At 45.1% G+C, this 22,564-nt stretch carries 21 protein-coding genes, 1 tRNA gene and 1 pseudogene; 6 read left to right on the forward strand and 17 right to left on the reverse strand.

What is annotated here, in order from left to right:
- Positions 1 to 467: 467 nt before the first annotated feature.
- The 4 genes from AAE02nite_RS16280 to AAE02nite_RS16295 form a co-directional block, all read right to left on the reverse strand.
- Complete coding sequence (locus AAE02nite_RS16280; protein ID WP_146899816.1) at positions 468 to 1,067, reverse strand: hypothetical protein; 600 nt, start codon at positions 1,065 to 1,067, stop codon at positions 468 to 470.
- Between the two features lie 310 nt (positions 1,068 to 1,377).
- Positions 1,378 to 2,121: a M48 family metallopeptidase gene (locus AAE02nite_RS16285; protein WP_146899820.1), complete on the reverse strand. Its 744-nt coding sequence runs from the start codon at positions 2,119 to 2,121 to the stop codon at positions 1,378 to 1,380.
- Between the two features lie 246 nt (positions 2,122 to 2,367).
- On the reverse strand, positions 2,368 to 3,108 hold the full coding sequence (locus AAE02nite_RS16290; RefSeq protein ID WP_146899824.1) for a YkvA family protein: 741 nt from the start codon (positions 3,106 to 3,108) through the stop codon (positions 2,368 to 2,370).
- A gap of 245 nt (positions 3,109 to 3,353) precedes the next feature.
- Positions 3,354 to 3,977, reverse strand: coding sequence for a C40 family peptidase (locus tag AAE02nite_RS16295; protein ID WP_146899828.1), 624 nt, complete (start codon positions 3,975 to 3,977; stop codon positions 3,354 to 3,356).
- A gap of 486 nt (positions 3,978 to 4,463) precedes the next feature.
- Between AAE02nite_RS16295 and AAE02nite_RS16300 the strand changes: the two genes are divergently transcribed.
- Together AAE02nite_RS16300 and AAE02nite_RS16305 are read left to right on the forward strand one after the other, a co-directional pair.
- A complete protein-coding gene (locus AAE02nite_RS16300; RefSeq protein WP_146899831.1) occupies positions 4,464 to 4,799 on the forward strand; it encodes a hypothetical protein in 336 nt (111 codons plus the stop codon).
- 59 nt (positions 4,800 to 4,858) lie between these two features.
- The gene (locus AAE02nite_RS16305) at positions 4,859 to 5,383 is read left to right on the forward strand and encodes an acyl-CoA thioesterase (RefSeq protein WP_146899834.1); all 525 of its coding nucleotides are present in this window, start codon (positions 4,859 to 4,861) and stop codon (positions 5,381 to 5,383) included.
- A 189-nt stretch (positions 5,384 to 5,572) separates the two neighbouring features.
- On the opposite strand, the gene AAE02nite_RS16310 is transcribed toward AAE02nite_RS16305, so the two are convergent.
- Positions 5,573 to 6,208: a porin family protein gene (locus tag AAE02nite_RS16310; RefSeq protein WP_146899837.1), complete on the reverse strand. Its 636-nt coding sequence runs from the start codon at positions 6,206 to 6,208 to the stop codon at positions 5,573 to 5,575.
- Positions 6,209 to 6,417: 209 nt separating this feature from the next.
- Here AAE02nite_RS16310 and AAE02nite_RS16315 point away from each other — a divergent pair.
- A tRNA-Val gene (locus AAE02nite_RS16315) sits at positions 6,418 to 6,492 on the forward strand.
- A gap of 73 nt (positions 6,493 to 6,565) precedes the next feature.
- Positions 6,566 to 8,218 (forward strand): peptide MFS transporter, encoded by a 1,653-nt coding sequence (locus AAE02nite_RS16320; protein ID WP_146899841.1) that lies wholly within the window; start codon positions 6,566 to 6,568, stop codon positions 8,216 to 8,218.
- 19 nt (positions 8,219 to 8,237) lie between these two features.
- Here AAE02nite_RS16320 and AAE02nite_RS16325 read toward each other — a convergent pair whose 3' ends face one another.
- From AAE02nite_RS16325 to AAE02nite_RS16370, 11 genes and pseudogenes are all read right to left on the reverse strand, one after another.
- On the reverse strand, positions 8,238 to 8,660 hold the full coding sequence (locus tag AAE02nite_RS16325) for a hypothetical protein (RefSeq protein WP_146899844.1): 423 nt from the start codon (positions 8,658 to 8,660) through the stop codon (positions 8,238 to 8,240).
- Between the two features lie 211 nt (positions 8,661 to 8,871).
- Entirely contained in the window at positions 8,872 to 9,318 is a 447-nt protein-coding gene (locus tag AAE02nite_RS16330) for a hypothetical protein (RefSeq protein WP_146899848.1), read from the reverse strand.
- A 244-nt stretch (positions 9,319 to 9,562) separates the two neighbouring features.
- Complete coding sequence (locus AAE02nite_RS16335) at positions 9,563 to 10,465, reverse strand: aminotransferase class IV (RefSeq protein WP_146899852.1); 903 nt, start codon at positions 10,463 to 10,465, stop codon at positions 9,563 to 9,565.
- A gap of 2 nt (positions 10,466 to 10,467) precedes the next feature.
- A complete protein-coding gene (locus AAE02nite_RS16340; protein WP_146899856.1) occupies positions 10,468 to 11,181 on the reverse strand; it encodes a sulfotransferase-like domain-containing protein in 714 nt (237 codons plus the stop codon).
- Positions 11,182 to 11,534: 353 nt separating this feature from the next.
- A complete protein-coding gene (locus AAE02nite_RS26860; RefSeq protein ID WP_146899859.1) occupies positions 11,535 to 12,170 on the reverse strand; it encodes a collagen-like triple helix repeat-containing protein in 636 nt (211 codons plus the stop codon).
- 266 nt (positions 12,171 to 12,436) lie between these two features.
- The gene (locus AAE02nite_RS16350; protein WP_146899862.1) at positions 12,437 to 13,342 is read right to left on the reverse strand and encodes a PhzF family phenazine biosynthesis protein; all 906 of its coding nucleotides are present in this window, start codon (positions 13,340 to 13,342) and stop codon (positions 12,437 to 12,439) included.
- 115 nt (positions 13,343 to 13,457) lie between these two features.
- Positions 13,458 to 14,633, reverse strand: a complete 1,176-nt coding sequence (locus AAE02nite_RS16355) for an O-succinylhomoserine sulfhydrylase (protein ID WP_146899865.1) — start codon at positions 14,631 to 14,633, stop codon at positions 13,458 to 13,460.
- A 105-nt stretch (positions 14,634 to 14,738) separates the two neighbouring features.
- Positions 14,739 to 15,563 carry a sulfite exporter TauE/SafE family protein gene (locus tag AAE02nite_RS16360; RefSeq protein WP_307725551.1) on the reverse strand — a complete coding sequence of 275 codons (825 nt, stop codon included), beginning with the start codon at positions 15,561 to 15,563 and terminating at the stop codon, positions 14,739 to 14,741.
- A 135-nt stretch (positions 15,564 to 15,698) separates the two neighbouring features.
- Positions 15,699 to 16,295 (reverse strand): annotated as a pseudogene (locus AAE02nite_RS26730) (precorrin-2 dehydrogenase/sirohydrochlorin ferrochelatase family protein); the annotation flags it as partial.
- A gap of 144 nt (positions 16,296 to 16,439) precedes the next feature.
- Positions 16,440 to 17,003 (reverse strand): NADPH-dependent FMN reductase, encoded by a 564-nt coding sequence (locus AAE02nite_RS16365; RefSeq protein ID WP_146899871.1) that lies wholly within the window; start codon positions 17,001 to 17,003, stop codon positions 16,440 to 16,442.
- 50 nt (positions 17,004 to 17,053) lie between these two features.
- Positions 17,054 to 19,192 (reverse strand): nitrite/sulfite reductase, encoded by a 2,139-nt coding sequence (locus tag AAE02nite_RS16370; RefSeq protein WP_146899875.1) that lies wholly within the window; start codon positions 19,190 to 19,192, stop codon positions 17,054 to 17,056.
- A gap of 604 nt (positions 19,193 to 19,796) precedes the next feature.
- Between AAE02nite_RS16370 and kynU the strand changes: the two genes are divergently transcribed.
- Positions 19,797 to 21,089 carry a kynureninase gene (gene kynU, locus AAE02nite_RS16375; RefSeq protein WP_146899879.1) on the forward strand — a complete coding sequence of 431 codons (1,293 nt, stop codon included), beginning with the start codon at positions 19,797 to 19,799 and terminating at the stop codon, positions 21,087 to 21,089.
- A gap of 83 nt (positions 21,090 to 21,172) precedes the next feature.
- Here the strand turns inward: kynU and AAE02nite_RS16380 are convergent, their stop codons facing one another.
- Entirely contained in the window at positions 21,173 to 21,670 is a 498-nt protein-coding gene (locus AAE02nite_RS16380; RefSeq protein ID WP_146899883.1) for a methylated-DNA--[protein]-cysteine S-methyltransferase, read from the reverse strand.
- A 73-nt stretch (positions 21,671 to 21,743) separates the two neighbouring features.
- On the opposite strand from AAE02nite_RS16380, the gene AAE02nite_RS16385 reads away from it, so the two are divergent.
- Complete coding sequence (locus tag AAE02nite_RS16385) at positions 21,744 to 22,328, forward strand: alpha-ketoglutarate-dependent dioxygenase AlkB family protein (RefSeq protein WP_146899886.1); 585 nt, start codon at positions 21,744 to 21,746, stop codon at positions 22,326 to 22,328.
- Positions 22,329 to 22,564 lie beyond the last annotated feature (236 nt).

Here is a 22,564-nt window from a genome sequence, read left to right on the forward strand (position 1 = left end):
GAACATAATATATTCTGATTGACAAGCCATAAGCAATTAAAGAATCGGACCATTTATGGAATATCATTTAGGAGAGATGGTAGTAGTATAAAATACATTCAATAGGTGAGGTTATAAATTATTCCATCCGCACCCGTTATTCCACGGGGATATTCTGCTTAAAGGCATTACAGGTAAGTACCAGAATTGATTAATTATTTGTCTTACTCCTTTATGCCGTAGATTCTTAACACTATAACCAACTTAGACAGGAAAGCCTTTTGCTGTGCTGCTTGATTATTTACTATTTTGTATAAAACCAATATAGGTGGTTTACGCAATTAAATGATGATAGGAGTCGTAGACAGGTAGCTTGTTGAAATAGCTGAATCTACTTTTTACAAGTTGTAATAGTTGTTTCGACCAACTCCAGAAGACCAATCGTATACTTTTAAGCGCATATCTTGTTTTGCAAAAGAATAAATTATTTAATCGAGATAAGGTTTGTATTCTATCCGTTGCAGCACATCGTTCTTAAAAGTAAGATATACATAGTCTACTCCTTCGCCAGCCACAATTTCGATTTTGTCGGGTAAATACGTCTGGTTTTTAAGCGACCGGAATATTTGTTTTACCTCTGCCTTGTGTTGCCCGATTTTTAACGGATATTGAAAAATAGGCATCGGATCTGTAATGGCGGCTTCCTTAAAAAAACATTTTGGTTCGGCGCTGACCGCATACAACGTAATGTGCGATTGGTTCTTCCGCAACGTAATTAAGGTATCGGTTTGGTTGGGTACAAAATGGTTGCGCGTGGGTTTTTTTGTTATCTGCACATTTTTACCCATCAGTTTTTGTACTTCTATAAACGAAACAGAGTCGAGCCGGAAAGGAGCATTGGCAAAATCATCTTCTACCCGCAATGTGTCCAGAACAGGTTTCTGAGCGGGTGCAACAGTGCGCTTGGAAACGGGATTTTGGTTGGCTACCGGCTCTTTGCGGGGCTCCGAACAGGCCACATTGGTTAGTATTCCAATACTTATAAGTACCAGATAAACAGATTTTCCGGGTAAAACGCTAGCGAACATACACAATCAGGCTGGTACCAAAACAGGTGAGTTATTATAACCTAGTATACGCAAAAAAGAGGAATATTTTTGTAATATTTTGAATAATTTATTGGAATATATTAATTATAATATAAAGGCCGAATAAGATGGAGCAAGAACATTCATTTTAAACTTACAATTTTTATCTTGGCGTTTACTATTAAATGATTTAGAAATAGGGTTTTTAGAAATCAGAATCCAATTGCCTGATTTAAATTCCTTTAAGGCAGGTTGCTAAAGAATGATCATCTGTTTTAATAAGAGAATTAAAACGATAAGTGATAATAATTTAGTAAATCTCGATCCGGTATTTCTTTATTTCTTTATCCAGGCCAACGGCATTGCCACTGATTTTATCTAGCAGCGCCCAAAACCGAGGACCGTGGTTTTTCTCGACGGTATGCGCCAACTCGTGCAGAATTACATAATCGCGCAGGTGCGCGGGTAACCGCATCAGGTGCAAGTTCAGGTTAATGTTGTTTTGGTAAGAACAACTGCCCCAGCGGGTGCCGGCCTTTTTAATAACCACTTTCTGGTAACTAAACCCAAATTGCCGGGCAAAATAATCTACCCGCGTAGGTAAATAATTTTTGGCTTCCAGCCGGTAAGTTTCGTCCAGCGCTTTCCGGATGAACTGCTGAATGTCATCATCGGTGGGGGCACGGTAGGCTGGGTAAAATACCTGAATTTGGGTTTGGGTTAAGCGCGCTTTTAAAGCTGCTTTGTCGTGGGGCAACAAGCAGAGCTGGTGCGAAAAGGTATGATAGTTTTCGTCGGGCCGGAATACCGTCAGGTGGTTTTCCTGCTTTTCTATTTTGGGCAAGTGGTGTTTAATCCAGTCTAATTTACTTTCCAGAAACCGTTGGGCCTCTTCGAAAGTAGCGCGGGGCGGTACCACTACCCGGATGCCCTTAAGTGGCTGCAGCCGGATGCTAATGCGTTTTGCTTTGAGGCTGCGCTGCAATAAAACCGGGCCAATGCCAGGTAGGTTTAATTGTAAAGACTGAAGTGAATAAGAAGATGCTGGGGACACAAATAAAAAGCTTTCGGGTCCCAAAATTAAGCAATCTTCTAAAATAAAAACGGCCGGATAACAAAAATAATCCGGCCGCCAGTAAATATTAGGTTGTACGTTTTACGTTACACAATTAACGGTAAGCAACTTGTATGCAGGCTGTAGGTATACCGAAATAATTTAGCGGTTATTCACCCCAAAGCTTTCTTCCCAAGTATTGGAAACGTAAAACGTACCACGTAAAACGAATTACGTTATACGTAACTACCGTACATTTCCGCCCGTGCGGCTGTCGTCGGAGTTAGAACTGGGAATACGGGTGCTGTCGGTGGTGGCGGCGCGTACATTGGGCTCACCGGAACCGGACGAAGTAGCCCGGATAGCAGCATCATCGGGCAGTTGTTCCGGCGCTAAGTCGTGGGCTGCAAAACCTTTTACCTCCGTTTTATTGGCCATATCGTTGCGGTTATTATTATCATTCGAAACATCTACCGGGGCATTAGCGGCGCTGGTGCCGGCCGTTGCATTAACCTCCGAAGGATCAGAGTTATTATTGGCCATAGAAGCACTATTGGCGGCTTGGTTCTGGTTGCCTCTTTCCCACACTTCAAATTTCTCCATCTCGTGTTTAATGCCGGTCATAAACCAAGCCAGTAAAGCTACATCGTCCAGTAATCCAATAACCGGGATGAAGTCTGGTACAAAATCAATGGGTGTTAAAAAGTAAAGCAGCACCGCAATGCCACCCACAATGGTACTGGTCGGGATGCCGGTATACTCGCCGGTGACCGCTGCTTTTATTAACCGGGTTAAGGTTTGCAGGCTTTCCCATACTTCGTGGGCCAGGGTACCTAAGTCTTTTTTCTCGCTGGCTTTTTTATAAGTATCATTTAACAGTTCTTTTACCCGCAAAGGTTTTTTGGCATAGTCTTCGGCCTTGCTCAGTATTTTCTTAAAAATGCCGGACTCTGCAACTTTTTGTCCGTTGTTAGCTTGGTTTTCCATAATAATATAATCGTATAAGTAGGTTAGCAGTATTCGGTAACTATCCGCAAAGATATTAAAGTTAATGTAAGATGTACGGTAGTACCCGCGAGCTTGAGGCTTCTTCTACTGCTATACTTTAAAGGCTTAAAATAGTTTTGGCCTAATGTTTAATCTTGCCGGCTAAATATTGGCCTTAACCCCAGGCACATAAAAAAGCCTGCTTTCCTAAGAAAGCAGGCTTCCAATAAGGGTCATGTTTAAGGTTAAATTACCCGGCCGGCGGCGTAAAAATTACGCTGGTAGTAATGTTCTTTTAACGAACTGATGATTACCCCACCATTGGTAGCCGAGTGAATAAATTTATCTTTTTTAAGGTAAATGCCTACGTGGTAAATGGGTTGGCCGGGCCCGCGCCGGAAGAAAACCAAATCGCCCTCTTTTACTTCAGATTTGCTGATGCGCTTTACATCGTGAAACATGGAGCGGGAACTGCGGCTCAGGTCAATGTCGTAAACTTCTTTGTAAATGCGGGTAACAAAACCCGAGCAATCGGTACCTTTTTTAGAAGCAGAACCACTGCGGTAAGGTGTGCCCAGCCAGTCGGTAACTGTTTCAATTAACTCTTTGTTTTCGTTGTATTCTAACTTAACGCCCAGGGTTTGCGAATAATAGTTATAAAAAAGGGAATCTTTATAAGAGGGAATTCTGGCGTCTGGATCGGCCAGTGTTTTGGGCGTATTATTTAAAGGTTCGGGCAGGAGAGAAGCGGTTTGCAGGATTGTTTTGGGTGTTTCTGCTGGTGTGGTGGATTCGATTGGTGCTCTTTCGAAGAAGAAAGATAAAGCTAACGATACGGCGGCTAAACTGCATAAAATACTATTCTTCATATGGTGTCTTTATGGTGCTTAACTTAAATTACCCGTTTATAAGTGCGAAAATTTAAGCAGGACGCGTGTTTGTTAAATAGTTTTTAGGTTCTAAATATTCTTTTTACAAGTTGATTAAAGCATTTATTGACTTTTTCAATGTTCCAAATTAACAACTGCTTTCTAAAGTACCAAATTTTAAAGGTTATAATTTTTAAATATTATTTTTAATATCCTTTAAAAATTATATTATTAGGTAATATTCAAAAGTGCGGTAAATTGGTTTTTAAAATGTAGTTGGCTGATGGTTAAGGCATTAGCTTTTTACAAGGGGATATTGGCTGCCGCAAATAAAGCGGTATAAAAAAAGATTGGTAGCTGAATCTTTTTTCGGTATCTAATGGAAAAATTAACCTAAATGCCTTTGTTTTCTGTGGGCCGGCCTTAACCTATTAGGTCGTAAGCAGTAAATTATAATGTTGGAGAGTACTTAAGCTTACCTGCGAAATGGAACATAAAATAGTGGAAAGATCCGTCTTGGCCCGGGTGGCCCGTCTGGTGTTAAAATCGCCGAATGTGGCCATGGTGGTGGGCCGCACCATTTATTTAAGCGGGGTAAAGAAAGAAGAATTTCTGCAAAATAAGCCCTGGGTAGCGCACGAACTTTGCCATATCCGGCAATTTCAGGAACATGGTTTCTGGCGATTTCTGTGGTTGTATTTGAAAGAATCGTTCCGGCACGGATACTACCACAACAAATACGAAGTAGAAGCCCGGCTGGCTGGCACCAAAGAAGCAATGGCCGCCAAACAGGTGAAGCAAACACCTTCGGCACCGGTATAAACCTTTGTTTAAAGCTACTCAATTTGCGCTACCTTTGCATTATAAAATAAAGGCTGAATATGAAAGACCAGGAATCTGCCGGTGAGCTGGTAAAAGTGCCGGAAAGTAAACTGTTTGTGCGTTTCCAGGACTGTGACCCGCTGGGGCATTTAAATAACGTGCGGTATTTCGATTACTTTCTGAATGCCCGCGAAGAGCACACGTACAAATATTATAACCTGAACCTGATGGAACTGGCCCGCCAGCACCGGGCAAACTGGTTGGTTACCAACCACCATATTGCTTATTTGCGGCCGGCCAATTTAGGCGCTATTATTCATATCCAAACCCGCATTATTCACTTCGATAACACCACCATTGTTATTGAAGGCATGATGCTGAACAAAGATAAAACCAAACTCAAATCGCTGCTCTGGACCACCATGCGCTACGTTAGCCTGGAAACCGGCAGGCCCACCGACCACCCCGATGATATTATGAACATGCTGGAATTGCTGGATGTAGATGAGGTCATGTACGATCCGGATGGCTTTCAGACGCGCATCAAGCAGGTGACCAAAGAATTAAAATCGCTGGAAGATTAAAAGCTTTTTCGGGCTGGAAGAATCGGTAACAGCCTAATATTTCAGAATGTTTGAAAATAAAAAAGGGAAGTATACTTCCCCTTTTTATGGCCATGGGTGGTGTTATTACCGCCCATTCTAAAGCTTCTGCCAAACTGCCTGCCGGCGAAAAATATCGCCAAGGCCTACTTGCCCAGCCAATTTATAAACTTACCTAAAGCCAATACCGACATAAACCTGGAAGGCGCCGTTCTTGATATCCTTGTTTACATTATTGGCAATACTCCGGTAAGTGTCCTGGTAAATTTGGTTCATACCTAAATTGTACCGGGCGCCCAGCCGGAATATTGAAAGCCGCGCTTCCACGCCGCCGGCCAGACCATAATCTACACTATTATAAGAATCTTCTTTGTTTATTTCGCGGTCATCGTCTTTTACGGTCATGAGCAAAGAAACCTGCGGCCCTACATGAAAGCTGACGTTATCGAGCGGATTAAACACCAGCAGCAAGGGTACATCAAAATAATCGAGGCGGCGGGCCACATTAGTAGAATCGTAGCCTTTGCGCGAATACAGTACTTCGGGCTGCAGCGAGAACCAGTCGGTAATGCTGAACTGCGCAAAAGCGCCTACGTGGTAACTGGTTTTGGGATCGAAGTTAATGCTACCATCGGTGTTGCGCACATCCGAATAATTTAAGCCGCCTTTTATACCAAAACCCGTATTTTCCGGTGCAGTAGAACCTTCGAGGTTATGGTTTATCGGGGCGGTAGTAGTAACTCTTTTTTGCGCGTAACCCGTTAAACTTAAAAGTATGGCCACTAAAATAAAAGAAAGCTTTTTCATAGTTAAAGGTGTAATTTGTTTCTCAGAGCAGGTAAAAATATAAATAAACGCAAGCAAGGGGGTAATTCTTTTGTCCCTATATACTACCGGATGCCGTTAAAGTTACAGGTAAATGGCCTTAGATGTTTTCATTAGACCTTGGCAGGCTGATAATTACTGCCAAAAAAGTAATTTTAATATGTTACCAATTTTTTTACCTTTGTAATACCGGGATGTTAGCTCAGCTGGTTTAGAGCGCTACCTTGACAGGGTAGAGGTCACTGGTTCGAACCCAGTACGTCTCACTGCTTAAACAGAACGCCCCAACGGGCGTTTTTTTATATTCCGGATCGCAAGTAAAATTTACCAGCAATTTTCATGGCCAGCACCGATAGCTCGAAGCATCCCAAAGGTTTGTACTACCTGTTTTTCTCGGAAATGTGGGAACGCTTCGGCTATTATCTGATGATTGGCATCTTTTTCCTGTACATGATAGATGCCCAGCGTGGCGGCCTGGCTTTAGATAAAGGGCTGGCTTCGGATATTTTCGGAACGTTTATCGCTTTTGTGTACCTGACTCCGTTTGTGGGTGGTTTGCTGGCCGACCGGGTTTTGGGCTACCGCTTATCTATAACCATTGGCGGTATTTTAATGGGAGTGGGTTATTGTGGATTGGCTTTGCCCGGCGATTTAGCTCTTTATATTTCGCTGGGGCTCATTATTTTGGGTAATGGCTTTTTTAAACCAAATATTTCTACGCTGCTGGGCAATATTTATTCAAAAGAGCCTTACCGACCCCTGAAAGATACCGGCTACAATATTTTTTACATGGGTATAAACGTAGGGGCCTTTATCTGCAATTTTGTGGCTGCCTATATGCGCAATAATTTTGGATGGGGCTATGCTTTTATTACAGCTGGTATTGGCATGTTTCTCGGGGTGGCTATTTTCTGGCTGGGCAACCCTCATTACCGCGAGGCCGATGTCCGGAAACCGATGCAGCCCAACGACATGCCCATTAGCCGTATTCTGGGCATTGTGCTGCTGCCCGCTTTATTGGCCGGTATGGCCGGCTGGCTATTAATTCCCGGCAATGTCTTTGGCTCTGATTCTACCGATGCGTTTATTTTTGGGGCCTTGCCCATTGTGTTGTACTATGTGTCGTTGTGGGTAAAAGCATCGGCTACCGATAAAAAACCAATTGCGGCGCTGCTGGCGATTTTTGCGGTAGTAGTAGTATTTTGGGCTATTTTTAAGCAAAACGGTACGGCCCTGACTACCTGGGCCGAATATTATACTGACCGGCAGTTGCCCGCCGCTGTAGAAAAACCGGCGCAGACCTTGGGCATGGTGCAGCAGGTAGGCACCGAAGAGAAAACCGTACCGGCCTACGACCCCATGTTCCGGACCCAGACCGATGCGGAAGGCAAAGTAATTACCAAACAAGGCGTAGAACCTTACCTGAATAACCTGGATCGCAACCAGTGGCCGGTAACCGGTCAGCAGCTTTCCTTAATTTCCACCGAGATTTTTCAATCTATTAACCCGTTTTTTGTAGTAATTCTAACGCCAGTGGTAGTGTCGTTTTTTGGATTTCTGCGGCGGCGCGGAAAAGAACCGTCTACGCCGGCTAAAATTGGCTGGGGCTTGTTTATTACCGCTTTATCTACGCTGGTAATGGTAGGGGCGGTGTACGCCGGCGATAATGGGGCCGAAAAAAGCTCGGGCTGGTGGCTGGTTGGTACGTACGCAGTGGTAACCGTTGGCGAACTGTTCCTGAGTCCTATGGGGTTATCGCTGGTTTCAAAATTAAGCCCACCCCGGCTGACGGCCCTGATGATGGGCGGCTGGTTTCTGGCTACTTCTATTGGTAACAAATTATCGGGTGTTTTGGCCAGTATGTGGGATACCTACGATCATAAGGCCAATTTCTTTTACGTAAATTGCGGCTTAACCCTGCTGGCGGCTCTGGCCATATTGCTGATGATGCGCTGGCTGCGGGAAATTGTACAGCAATACGCCGAAAAGTAGCAGGGCTGGTGCGCCTGACTTAAAGTTCGGTGGCTGCGGTCTGGTTCAGGATAAGCCATTCGATGGCTTTGGCCTCAGAGTCGAAAACAGCTATATAGATGTGCGGCGAGTAGTGGGCCAGTTTATTTAAATCTATTATTTCCCGAACGTGCAGCAAATGGCTGGGAGTGACCAGATAAGCAAAATACAAGGTAGTTGGGGTAATATTTTCGAGCTGCGGAAAAAAAATCTCCAGAATCCAGTTTTCATCTTCGGCCTGGGCCGGGCCGCGCCGCCGCAGGTCGAATAACCAAAAACGCGCTTCATACTCCTGGGCAATTTTCAAAGCATTTTCGTAACCGCTCCGCAGCAAGGCAGAAGCAGTGGGCTGAATAAACCGGCAAACCAAAATATTCAGGTCCGACCTGAAGGTAACAGACAAGTTGCCGGCTACATCAACCATACATTCTTATTTTGGGTAAATTTACAGATTTTGCCTATCGGTTTAAAAACTGTTACATAATTTAATTCTGCTTTAGAATATTAAAACCGACCAACTAAAAAAGCCACCGTAATCTGGTAGCAACGGCAGGAGGGGTAGCAGTTTACCCGGAAAGATACTTGTATAAAATCAGGTTTTAAGGAGATTAATAACTACCCTAAACGCAAATTCTCTATAAAATCACGGGCTGGTTTTTAGCGCCTAGCCAGGCTAGGGCACTTTGTTCTTCCCGGAAATAATGCAAGCTCAACAAATGACTTAAACTTTCCATGGTGCCGTTCGGCGATTCTTCTTTTAATTCCTGGTAATGCTGTGCACCAAGCAAGTAAGCCAGGTAAATGCCTTCTTTAAACTGTTGCATCAGGCGCGGGGCAAACTCCTGCATCATCCAGGTTTCATCGGCGTCAGTAGCCCGGCCGCGCTGTCTGATATCAATTAAAATGTGCTTTACCTGTAGGTGCTGCATGTGCCGGAACAACTGTTCGTACACCTCCTGAATAATTGCCGACGGTGCTTTCTTCTGCCAGGTTAACCACAAAATATTTGGTTTGGATAAAAGAATTAATGCTGCTGAATCGGATTGATACAGCGGCTGCACGGTTGGTTTTTCAGAAGACATAAATATAATTTAAAGAAGTAACGCTTAAGAATTATTAGTAGTAAATATAAAAGAAAGAAGGGTTGCTAAAGCAAATAAAGGCTGTAAATATTTAATTTATTTTAGTTTTACTACCGGTATCTTTCTTTCATTATTCTGAAAAGCAAATTTTGCAAAAGTTACTAATGAACGAGCGGAGTGGCAATCCTCTCAGAATGGTGCTCCCGAAAGGTTGCAGCCGCTTGGGTAATAATATTAATTTTTATTAAAATGGAAGCTTTACGCCATACACCGGAATTTTAGAGGTAAAATGTTGCTGCAGTTGGCTTAAAGTAGTTGCGTTAGCGCGGTTGATTATCTGGCGGCCGTCTATTTCGTGTACGGGCGTGAGTTCACCCATGGTGCCGGTGGTAAAAACTTCATCGGCATTATAGAACTCCGTCAGCGATAAATTTTTTTCGATGGCGGGTATCCCTAACTCCGCCGCCATTTCCAACACCAGTTTGCGGGTAATGCCGGGCAGGCAAGCATCCGCGTGGGGCGTAAACAACCGGCCGTCTTTAATCATAAACAAATTAGTGGCATTGGTTTCGGCTACAAAACCCAGCAAATCCAGCATTACCGCATCATCGGCGCCGGCTACGTTGGCTTCTATCTTGGCCAGAATATTATTTAACAGGTTGTTGTGGTGAATTTTGGAATCCAGGAACTGCGGATTGTTGCGGCGAATGGCACTGGTAATAAGCCGGATGCCCTGGGCATTATCGTAAACCGGGGGCTTGTGCTCGGCGAGTACAATTAAGGTACAGCCGGCCTGGTTCAGGCGTGGGTCCATGCCCGAGGTAACTTTTTCGCCGCGGGTAAGTGTAAGCCGAATGTGTGCATTATCGTGCATCTGGTTCGCTTCGAGGGTAGCAAAAACAGCCTGTTTAATTTCTTCGCGGCTCGGGATGTTGGCAAAGGCTAAGGCGTGCGCCGAATAATGCATCCGGTCGATGTGCTGCTCTAGCATGAAAGCGTACCCGTTATAAATCCGGATGCCTTCCCAAACCGCATCGCCGCCTTGTACCACACTATCAAAAACCGAAACTTTGGCTTCGTGACGGGCGCACAAACCATTTACCCAAACTTGAATGTCCGCGTTTTGCGGGTTGTATTTTTGCTGCATAATCAGGCGGTAATCGCTTTTTGTTTCAATATTTTATAATACGGCAGGGCGCTTTCGTACACGTCTTGCAAATGAGCCGGAACTTCGGCAGTATTTTCGGTAGGCGCCACAAACCCGGTAGATTGGTGTACATTATTATACCAGTATTTGGCCCAGATGCCATCCTCGGGGCGGGTACCGGCCGGCCACGTAAGCATGGCTTCGGTAAACGGAATCTCCAGCGCCTGGCACAAACGGGATAAAACAGCGGCCGGGTTTTGCCGGATATCGTCGCCGTCTACTACCAATGGCTGGCAGCCTTCCTTTTCCAGCCAGGAGAAGATTTCCTGCTGGTGCTTCAGGCCAATATCAGCGAGCGTCGGCGATTCGCGCACTTTGGCATAAGAAATCAGCATCTGGCCAGGCTCCCGGATTAAAAATATATTGCGGTAGCTTTTAATCAGATCAAAGTTAAACCCTTGCAAGTGGTGCCCCATGTTCTTTACAAATACCTGTTCTTTTTCCTGGCCGGCCTGTGCAATTAGCGCAAATATTTTAGCCGGGTCGGGTTCCAGGGTATTCATTATTTCGTCGCGGCCGGGGTGGTGCAAGCCGGTGTGCTGCAGGTAAAAACCGTAAAAAGGTTCGTCCAGCACCTGGGTGTCGGGTCGTTGGGCAAAGGAGTACATCAAAGCCGTAGAAATATTACGCGGCCCCGATATCAGGTGTATCACCATAAGAGTTTTGCTGGTGGTATTTTATAATAATTACTTAATTAGCGGCGCTAATATAACAGATTAGACTAAACCAGCGCTAAAATTGGCGGGAGGTGAACGCTGAAAAGTCTTAGTCCGATTTCAGTAATATTAGAAATAATATACCTTTATAATGTGCCTTGAATGCCTTTTTGTAATTTTAAACAGCGAGTTAATTGAAGAATGTACAGAAATTGAAACCGCTAATGTAAAGTAAATAGGCTTCTTTTTCCAGCCAGGCTTACAGTTTAGCGGTGGAAATAAACCCAATAAAAAAGGAGTAGCTAGAGAAGCAACTCCTTTTCTTCGATGATGCAGGAGATTAAAATATATTATTATTTTAATGTTATCTTTTGAACACTTGCTTCTGTGATGTTGTAATATTTAGCTACCTCACTATATTTTTTAAGATCTATATCAGGCTTACTGACCCTTCCATTTCTGAGTGTTCCAGGCAGAATTATTATTCTAAATCCTTGCTGATCTGTATAGTCTGCTACATTAGCTAAGGTAGTAAAATCAAAGGTTCCATTCATAAATACCCTTAATACTGTTCTGGTATAATAAAAATTATAGTGTATCAAACCTTCTTTTAAGAAGGTTGTTTCGGGCAATGGCATCCAAACCTCACTATTATCATCTTCATTACCTAAATAATGATAAACTAACATTACATCACCTTCATTTATAGTGATGTTGGTTTTTAAAGCAGTATTTATTGCCGAAATGTCAGCGTATAAGGCATAACCATTAGCAGCATTAAAGGTATAGCCGATTTCAAAAACATTCGCTGTAGCAGAAGCTCCGGCTGGTCCCGCCGGCCCTTGCGCTCCAGGTGTTCCTGGCGTTCCGGCTGGTCCCTGCGGACCGGGTTCACCTTGAGGGCCTTCAGGGCCTTCGCAAGCCAAGCCTAAACCAAGGACTAAAATCATTAAAAAGTGGAAGATTCTAAAATGTAGGATTCTTTTCATAGTGGAAGATGTTATAAAAATATAATGTATATTAAAGAATAAATCTGAAACAAAAAAGCGTTATTCCTAAAGTTTAACGCTTTTGTGCAAAGTTTTAAAGCTATATTAATTTAAGCGCAAGTAAGTGCTAATAAATTATTTAAAATAAGACGAGGCAGCACGAAGGCACAATATCAGAAAAAGCACCATGCTTCCTAAATACAACTGATGTTACGCCGTATTTTTAATCAAAAAGCTTTTAGTTTTAAAATAAGTTGCCCTATTCTCTAATACAGATAGAAATATCCTTCCCCAACCAAAGCACTTTTACCACCTACCTGCACCGAAGTTATTTTTTTGTTTTCCTGCCCGATGGTTATGTACAAAAGGCTGGGACGGCCCATTTCGTAACCTTGCTCACAAATAAGGTGCGACGGAGATTCTGATGGTACCACACCGTAATGTACCAGATAGCAGCCCAATGGGCCACAGGCGCTGCCGGTTGCCGGGTCTTCGGGAATGCCAAAAGCGGGTGCAAACATGCGGCCGTGCACCGCATGGGCCGGATTCTCGGTTTCGGTAGAGAACAGGAAAACACTTTCGGCGCCGAGGTGGCTTAACTGATTTTCCAGTACATCCTGCCGAAGTTTAGCTCTTTTTACGGCAGTTAAGGTTTTTAGCGGAATGTAAAAGAACGGCACGCCGCACGATACTACCTGGGCCGGATAATCCGTATCAATATCGGAAGGGTTTAGAGAAAGTAAATCGGCTAATATTTGGGTATTGGTAAACGTAGCGCCAAACTGGGGCAGCGGTTGCGCCATGGTAATCAAACCTAGCTTATCCGCCTTTTTCTCGAAATTTACGGTAATATCGCCTACGCCTTCTTCAAATATTAGCTGGTTGCCGGTTGGTTTTAAATAGCCTTGCTGCAGCAGCACGAAAGCAGTACCAATGGTTGGGTGGCCGGCCATGGGCAGTTCTTTGCCCGGCGTAAAAATGCGCAGTTTAATGTCGTTGGCCGGGTTGGTTGGGGGCAGCACAAAAGTGGTTTCGGAGAGGTTAAGCTCTTTCGCAATTTTCTGCATCAGGTGCTCCGGTACGTCTTGCCCCTCCGGGAAAACTGCTAATTGATTACCACCAAAAACTTCTTCGGTAAAAACATCGGCCAAGTAATAGTGTAATTTTTTCATAGTTTGGGTTTGGATAGTTTCTGGTTTGAAGAAATTAAATAAACACAAAGCCTGCTTCCCGGCTTCCGACTTAAAAAAAATACGGAAGAAAAGAAGCAGGCTTTGGGTTAGTTGTTTAGGCTGAAGCGGTCAGGGCTTGCTCAATATCCCCAATAATGTCGTTAATATTTTCCAGGCCAACGGAAATCCGGATGAGGCCATCAAATATTCCCACGGCGGCGCGTTCGTTCGGGGTAAGTTTAGAATGGGTCATAGAGGCCGGATGCGTAACCGTAGTACGGGTATCGCCGAGGTTAGCCGTTTTGGAAGCAATTTGCAACGCATCCATAAACTTCTGCGCCCGCTCGTAACCGCCCTTTACTACAAAGGTTACAATACCGCCGCCCTGCGTCATTTGCTTTTTAGCCAGTTCGTGCTGCGGGTGCGAAGGCAGCATCGGGTATAAAACCGATTCCATTTCGAGGTGGGTATCCAGGTGCTGGGCTAAAGCCAGCGCACTGCTGCAGTGGCGGTCCATGCGCACCGGCAGCGTTTCGAGGCTCTTCGATAATATCCAGGCATTAAACGGCGACAAAGCCGGGCCCGTGTGGCGCGAGAAAAACCGGATTTCGGAGATTAAATCTTTGCGGCCCACAATAACGCCCCCTAATACCCGGCCCTGGCCATCGATATATTTGGTGGCCGAATGGATAACCAAATCGGCACCGTACTGGATAGGCGTTTGCAGGTAAGGTGTGGCAAAACAATTATCAACGCTGAAAATAATATTATGCTTACGCGCCAGCTTGCCCAGCCATTCCAGGTCTATAAGCTCCAGTTGCGGGTTAGAAGGCGTTTCGATAAATATCATTTTGGTATTTTCCTGGATCAGGCTTTCCCATTCTTCGGGCCGGGCGGCATCGGCGTAAGTACTGGTAATACCCCACTTAGGCAGCACGCGGGTAAGTAACTGGTGCGAAGAACCAAATACCGACCGGGAAGCCAAAATGTGATCGCCGGCTTGCAACAGCGCGCCAAATCCGGTAAATACTGCTGCCATCCCCGAGGCAAAGGCAAAACCGTCTTCAGCACCTTCCAGCACGCACATTTTTTCGATAAACTCCGAAGTATTAGGATTAGAAAAACGGGAATAAATATTACCTTCCAGTTCGTCGGCAAACAGCGCGCGGCCTTGTTCCGCCGATTCAAAAGTAAAGCTGGAAGTTAAATAAAGCGGTACCGAATGCTCGCGGAATTCGGTACGGGCAGCCTGGGTACGAATGGTTTGGGTTTCTTTATTTTTATTTTTCAATTTTATTCTGGTTTTAAAGTGGCAAAAATAGGAGGAGCCTTCTCGAAATCCTACACTAATAGTTGTATAATTATTTAATAATCAATATTTAACCTTTAAAACTGTTTAAAATACCGAGGTGTAAATATTGCGCAGACTCAGAATGATTACAACCAATCCTACAATTATCATCATGGTTTTAACCGGCAGCCGGCGGGCAATAAGGGCAGCAAACGGCGCGGCTACGGTACCACCCAATACCAACCCCAATACCACCTGCCAGTGCGAAAAGCCAATCAGGGTAATAAACGTAACAGAGCTGGCAAACGACACAAAGAACTCGGTTAGGTTAACCGACCCAATGGTATACATGGGGTGCCGGCCGCTGGCAATGAGCGAAGAAGATACAATCGGGCCCCAGCCACCACCGCCCACCGAATCGAGGAAGCCGCCGGTTACGGCTAGTAAACCCATTTTGCGGATGCGTCTTTTCTTTATCGTTTGCCGGATGGCCTTGCGGATAATTATAAACCCAAGGGCCAGCGTGTAAATAGCTACTACCGGTTTTATAATATAGGCATACTCTTCGGCCGAAGTTAAAACATAAGCCCCCAGGATAGCGCCTAGTACGCCGGGCAGCAACAATGTTTTAAATAATTTGCTGTTTACGTTGCCAAAACGCAGGTGCATTAAGCCCGATACACCGCTGGTAAATATTTCGGAGGCGTGAACGCTGGCACTAACGGCCGCCGGCGGAATACCAAACGAGAGCAGAAAAGTAGTAGCGCTTACCCCATAAGCCATACCCAAGGCGCCATCGATCATTTGGGCAATGAAACCGGCCAGCATAAAGTACAGAATATCCGACTCGATGCTGTTAGCGGCCTGCAAAGCATACCCGCCGATGGTGCTAAGCGGCATGAAACTAAAAAGCAGATGCCCAAAAACCATTAAGGCTATGGCCGACAGTCCGATGAGCAGGCGGTAACGCCAACTATGTCGGATAAATGTTATCTTTTGGGTAGTAACCAGCGTTGGCTGTACCGGCGCCGGGGTTATAACAGATTCGGAAACGGCATCCGGCGCCAGCGAAGCAGTTACAGCGTTTAATTGCTTCACCTTTTCAGCAAAGTCGCCGGTTAAAGTAGTACGGATGCGTTCAATATTCTGGAGCAAACTATCCATTTCGGCCGGAAAGGTTTCGTTTAATACCTCTTTTACCCGTTTGGCCACGGTGGGCGATTTGCCGTTGGTCGAGATCGCAATTTTTAAATTCCCTTTCTGAACAATGGAACTCAGGTAAAAATCACATTCCTGCGGGGTATCGGCTACGTTGGCTAATATTTTGCGGGCTCTGGCCACCTGTTTTACGTAGGTGTTCACGCCTTTATCGTTGGTTGCTGCAATAACCAGGTCTTTCCCGTTTAAATCAGTTTCTTCGAAAGGCTTTTGAATTAATTTAAGTTTTGGGTACTGGTTTGCCAGATCTCTAATCTCAGTTCGGATTTCGGGTGCCACTAAGGTTATGGTGGCCTCCGGGCTGTTGCGTAAAACGGCCGTAAGTTTTTCTTCGCCTACGAAACCGCCGCCAACTATCAGGGTATGTAAATCATGTAATTTCAGAAAAACCGGAAATAAGTGGTTTTCTGCGGCGGAAGTTTTCTGCTCAGTTTCGGTTAACACGTATTTAGTTTTTGTTCCGCCCTTACCCTTCCTGGGTGAAGAAGGGTAGGTTTTAAAAGGGCAGGAAGATGATTTAGGGTAATCTGTATAAATATTATATTGCCTTTGGTATTAAAAGCTAGTGAATTTATTTGCTTGTTACGGTTATACAAGGTTTAACACCGGCGGCTTATCTTTTATCGTTTCCAACAACGACTGAATTAATGTATCAAGTTCCTTCGCTGTAAATTCATCGGGAATATTGCCTTGGCGATTAATTTTACTTCTGGCTCCCGAAATTAAAAGTTTAGCGTGCTCACCAATTCTTGCGCCTAAAGTATTCATAATAAGAATCAAGGCTTCATAAGCTTTTTCTCCTTGCCCCGAAGCAACAATTAAGGCTACCGGTTTACCGGAGAAAATGGTAGTTGATACGGTCCATTCCAATGCGTTTTTCAACACGCCGGGTAAGCTAAACACGTATTCGGGGGTGCAAATAATAATTCCATCCGCGGCTTCTATTGCCTCCCGAAATTCTCTGACACTAACCGGAAGGTTTTCAGTATCTAAGTCGGGGTTGAAGTGGGGTAGCTCGGCAATGCGGTTATAAAGCTGAATGTCCAGGCTTTCCTGGTAATGTTCAGCTAAATAGCTTAGAAGTAATTCGTTTACAGAATTACTTCTAAGACTACCTGAAACTGCTATTATTTTCTTTCGGATTATTGCCATTTAAATTGATTTAACGCTTTCTAAACCGAAATATATAAGGATTTATAAGCTTAAACGTTTACTTTAAGTATTTCGGTTAAGAGTTCGGGGCGTTTTACGGCGGCACCCCGGTAAGCGCTGGCAGCTTCCAGAAAACGGAAAGCATCAGCTAAATAAGAAGCCGCAAAATCAGCCGTCGGCTCATTCTGGTTAATCTGCATTACGTGCGTTCTGAAATCAGGCGCAAACGTAAAAGTGCCGTCCTTTACAAAATTGGCCTCAAAATCGTTAATGATGCCAATCTGGGTGTTGGCACTTACGCCTTTGTCTAAGAGCAGCGCTTTGGCTGTGCCCACAAATACACTGTAGCTGTAATAAATGGCATCCGCGTTAGCGCCTTGGCTTAAAGCTTCGGCAGCCCATTCGGCTTTTTCTTCGGCATCAAATAACAAAGTAGCTACCAAATCAATCATTACGCCGGCGCACTCACCTACGCCAATAGCGGTGGCAAATTGTTCTACGTGGCCCCAGTCTACGTAATCGCCGGGCTGCAGCTTGGTTAAATCGGCCAATGGCTTTAATAACTGGTAAAAATAATTTTTACCCTGCCGGTCGTAATATTCGTTAAAAAGCTCGCCTTCCTGACCATTTTTTTCAAAATCATCAAATAAAACCCGCAGAATATCCGGACCTTTTTTGGTAGGTACTTTTACTACCCGCTCGGCCAAACGGCCTTCGCCGTCGGCAACGGTACCACCGCCCAGCATTACCTGTAGCGCCGGAATAACGTGGGGCCCGTGCTTAATAGAACTGCCGTGGAAACCAATCTGGGCCAAACCATGCTGGCCGCAGGAGTTCATACAGCCGCTGATTTTTATATTGATATCGTTGTTGTAAATTAAATCCGGATACTCATCCAGCATCATTTTTTCCAGGACTTCGGCCAGGTTCATGCTGTTGGTAATACCCAGGTTACAGGTATCGGTACCGGGGCAGGTTGTAATATCGGTAGTGCTGTTAAAACCAGGTAAAGCAAAACCGAGCGTATTTAGCACGTGGAAAACGTAAGGCAAAGCCTCCTGACGGATATATTTAAACAGTAAGCCCTGATTAGGCGTAACGCGCACGTCGTCGGCGGCATATTCTTTTACCAGTTGGGCTAAAATACGGGCCTTGTCGGTTGGAATATCGCCTTTTAGTACCCGCACCCAAACCGCGTAAAAGCCTTTTTGTTTTTGCTCGGTTACGTTGGTTTTCAGCCAGTCGTTGTAGTGCTGCTGGTTCAAAATTTCCACCTTCGGTACTTCTTTTTCCGGGGCCGGTTCGGCCTGCGGTACACTGTTGCGGTCGAATACGTAAGATTTGGTTTTGTTTGCCGTGCGCTCCTGGGCAACCAGTTCCATAAAAGCATCAAACCCGATTTTTTGGATCAGATACTTCATACGCGCCTTGTTGCGGCTTACGCGTTCGCCGTGGCGGTCAAAAACCCGGATAACCGATTCGATAAACGGAATTACTTGGTCTTCGGGCAGAAACTCGTAAGCGGTGTAAGCCAACATCGGCTGAGCACCCAGGCCGCCACCTACTTTAACTTTAAAACCGCGTACTTCTTCGCCATTCTCCAACTGCACTTTGGGGATTAACCCAATATCATGGATATAAGAAAAAGCCGTGTCTTCGTCGCTGGAGGAGAACGCAATTTTAAACTTGCGGCCCATTTCCTGGCAAATAGGATTGCGCACGAAATATTTAAAGGTTTGGTGGGCGTACGATGATACGTCGAACGGTTCGTTTGGATCGATGCCGGCATTAGGCGAAGCGGTTACGTTCCGGACGGTGTTTCCGCAGGCTTCCCGCAAGGTAATATCGTCCTGGGCCAGCTTTTCCCATAGCTCCGGAGTACGATCCAGGCTCACAAAGTGAATCTGAATATCCTGCCGGGTTGTTAAATGCAGGTTTTTAGAAGCATATTCATCCGACACATCGCAGATGCGGTACCACTGCTTTACCGTTAAACGGCCGAATGGCAATTTAATCCGCACCATTTGTACGCCGGGCTGCCGCTGGCCGTAAATACCGCGGGTTAAGCGCAAACTCCGGAATTTTTCTTCGGGCATCTGGCCTCCCCGGAACTGCCGTATTTTTTTATCCAAATCGAGAATCTCTTTCTGAACAATCGGGTTTTCTAACTCGGAACGAAAACTAAGCATTGGTATATTTATTTATAATTTTTCTAGTATAAAACAATAAAGCCTTTCCGCTAAATCAGAAAGGCTTTGATAACAGTTGCTTTTAGAATTTAAAAGCCAAAACAAGCCCTTCTGCCGGATTATGGCAGCAACAACACATTGCCCGCTTGTTTATAATATTTGCCATTTAATTTTATTCAGCCATAAAAAAAGGCCTTCCCTGATTATATGAGGAAAGACCTTTTAAAGTTTTACAGTTTGTAGTATTTATACAACCTTTCCTCACGCAAGCGCCATACAACACATACAACATGCAGGGCAGTTGTAGCTGGGGGCAACGAAAGAAAAAGTGATTATGGTCATTGTTTTATTTAATTTCCTGTAAAGATAAAATGCCTATACGACTTTTCCGCCTGTTTGGCTAAAAAATTTTAATATTTAACGTACTTACTTACATATTATTTAATGTGTATATAAATAGTAAAATGGCTTAGGTAGTTTTCCGGCGGCCCATTCTTAATTTTGCAGCAGCTATTTTACTTCTGTAAAAAAATATCGGATGTGGGACTTTTGCGTTGTTGTTGCGTAAGCCTGAAGAAGCCCAAACGCCGAATTATTTTAATTTATGAATTACCAGCATTTAGAATACCAGAATACCTTAGACTTTGCCAGAGATTTAGATCGCCAGGATGCTTTACACCACTTCCGTGACCAGTTTTATATACCGTCGGTAAACAACAAAGATTCTATTTATTTATGCGGTAATTCGCTGGGGTTACAGCCTAAAACTGCCCGTATTGCCGCCGAGCAGGAGTTTTGGGACTGGCAGAATTTAGGGGTGGAAGGCCACTTTCATGGTACCAATCCGTGGGTGCATTACCACGAATATTTGCAGGAAAAAGAAGCCCGGGTGGTAGGGGCGCAACCCGACGAGGTAGTGGTAATGAATAACCTGACCACTAACCTGCACCTGATGCTGGTATCTTTTTACCGGCCCACGCCCTTTCGATATAAAATTATTACCGAAGCCGGTGCTTTCCCCTCAGACCAGTATGCCCTGGAAACCCAAGTAAGATACCATGGCCTGGATACCGACGAAGCGATTATTGAGCTGGCGCCCCGGCCCGGCGAACATACATTGCACACCGAAGATATTCTGGCGGCCATTCGGGAACACGCCGACGAACTGGCGCTGATTATGATGGGCGGCATTAATTACTATACCGGACAGGTTTTTGATATGGCGGCTATTACGCGCGCAGGCCACGAGGCCGGCGCGCAGGTGGGTTTCGATTTGGCCCATGCGGCCGGCAATATTTTACTAAACCTGCACGACTGGGATGTAGATTTTGCGGTGTGGTGCACTTATAAATATTTAAATTCCGGACCAGGTGGTGTTGGTGGCACCTTTGTGCACGCCAGACACGCCCACGCTTCGGGCATACCGCGGTTTGGTGGCTGGTGGGGACATAACAAAGAAGAACGATTTCAGATGCGGAAAGGCTTTAAACCCATGCCGGGTGCGGCCGGCTGGCAGTTAAGCAATGCTTCTATCTTCCCGATGGCTATTCATAAGGCCTCTTTGGATATTTTTGATGCAGCTACTATGCCGGCTTTACGGGCGAAAAGCGAAAAACTGACCGGTTATTTAGAATATTTGATTAACCACCTCGGCGCTACCCAGGAAATACTCGAAATTATAACGCCCGCCGATCCGGCCTGGCGCGGTTGCCAGTTATCGTTGCTGGTACATCAAAATGGGCGGCAGGTGTTCGAAAAGCTTACCCAGGCCGGGGTAATCCTGGATTGGCGCGAGCCCAACGTTATCCGCGTAGCGCCCACCCCGCTTTACAATACATTTGAAGATGTTTTTTGCTTTGCCGAAATATTGCGGCAGAGCCTGGCGGTAAAAGATTAGATAAAAGTATATTTTGCCTGCTTGTGGAGACAAATATCACCTAAGGAAGAAATATTGCTGCCTTAAACTAATAGTGAGCCAGGCTACCCAAACAAGGTTAACTGGTGGGTGCCGTTTATTTTACGTTCGTGGGCCAGCAGCCATTTCTTGCGCCATAAACCGCCGGCATAGCCTACCATTTGCCCGTCTGCGCCGATAACCCGGTGGCAGGGACGGATGAGTAATAATTTATTTTTGCCGTTGGCGCTGCCTACTGCCCGAATGGCGGCTAAGTTGCCTAATTGTACCGATAAATCGTAGTAAGACAAGGTGGTGCCGAAATCGATTTTTTCGAGTTGGTGCCATACCTGCTCCTGGAAGTTAGTGCCCGATGAAGCCAGGGGTAGCTGGAATGCTTTACGGGCACCGGCAAAATATTCGGCTAGTTGTTGTAAACAGTCGGTGAGGCAGGCTGGCAAATCAGGGGCATTAGGTTCTGCAGTTTCTTCCGTAAAGAGCACCGATACAATGGCCTCTTCCGTAGCGGTTATGGCTACTGTACCAATCGGAGAGGGGTAATAGGCCCGGAATAGTTTATCCATTGGTAAGCTGTTTTAAGGTAAGAAAGCGGCAAGATAGCGATCCAAATGAGAAATAAAAGAGAACCGGCCAGAAATGAAAACCAAATTAGCCTTACCCAATGCGGAAATATATTTTTGGCCGCAGTTTTTTAGCCCCAGACAAAGCAATTATTACCTAACCGAACTTACCCGCACGGTAGCCTGGCGGCAGGATAAAATAAGAATGTTCGGGAAAGAATTTTTGCTACCCCGTTTAACGGCCTGGTACGGCGATGCCGGTAAAAGCTACCAATATTCTGGTATTAGTATGAAGCCTTTGCCCTGGCTACCCGTTTTGCTACCACTGAAAGAAGTGGTGGAAGCGGCCGCAGGTCATAGGTTTAACAGTGTGCTGCTAAATTATTATCGCCACGGGCAAGACAGTATGGGCTGGCACAGCGACGATGAACCCGAATTAGGCCTAAACCCGGTTATTGCTTCCGTTTCGTTTGGGCAAGACAGGCGTTTCGATTTACGGCACCGGCAAGACAAAACGGTTCCGAAGCAATCGGTATGGCTGGAAGATGGTAGTCTGCTGCTCATGCAGGGCGCAACGCAACATTACTGGCAACACCAGCTACCAAAATCCGCCAAAGCCCCCGGTACCCGCCTGAATCTGACTTTTCGTACGATAAAATAAAGCTTTATGCGGCATATCTAAACCTAAGACCCTACTTTCCCGAATAAATGGGTTCTAAAATAAATAACCTGGTACCCAGAGCGGTTGTGCTGCATGAGGAGCAGGCACTGCAACCGATAATAAGCTATCTGTCGTATGTGCAGTTTTAAACAGATAAACCTGAAGTAGAAATATTGCCGTTAAGTTACCTGCTTCATTAGGGGCAGCTAACCCTAAACGGAAAAGAATAATCTGAA

It is taken from the genome of Adhaeribacter aerolatus (assembly GCF_007991635.1).
Lineage (GTDB): Bacteria > Bacteroidota > Bacteroidia > Cytophagales > Hymenobacteraceae > Adhaeribacter > Adhaeribacter aerolatus.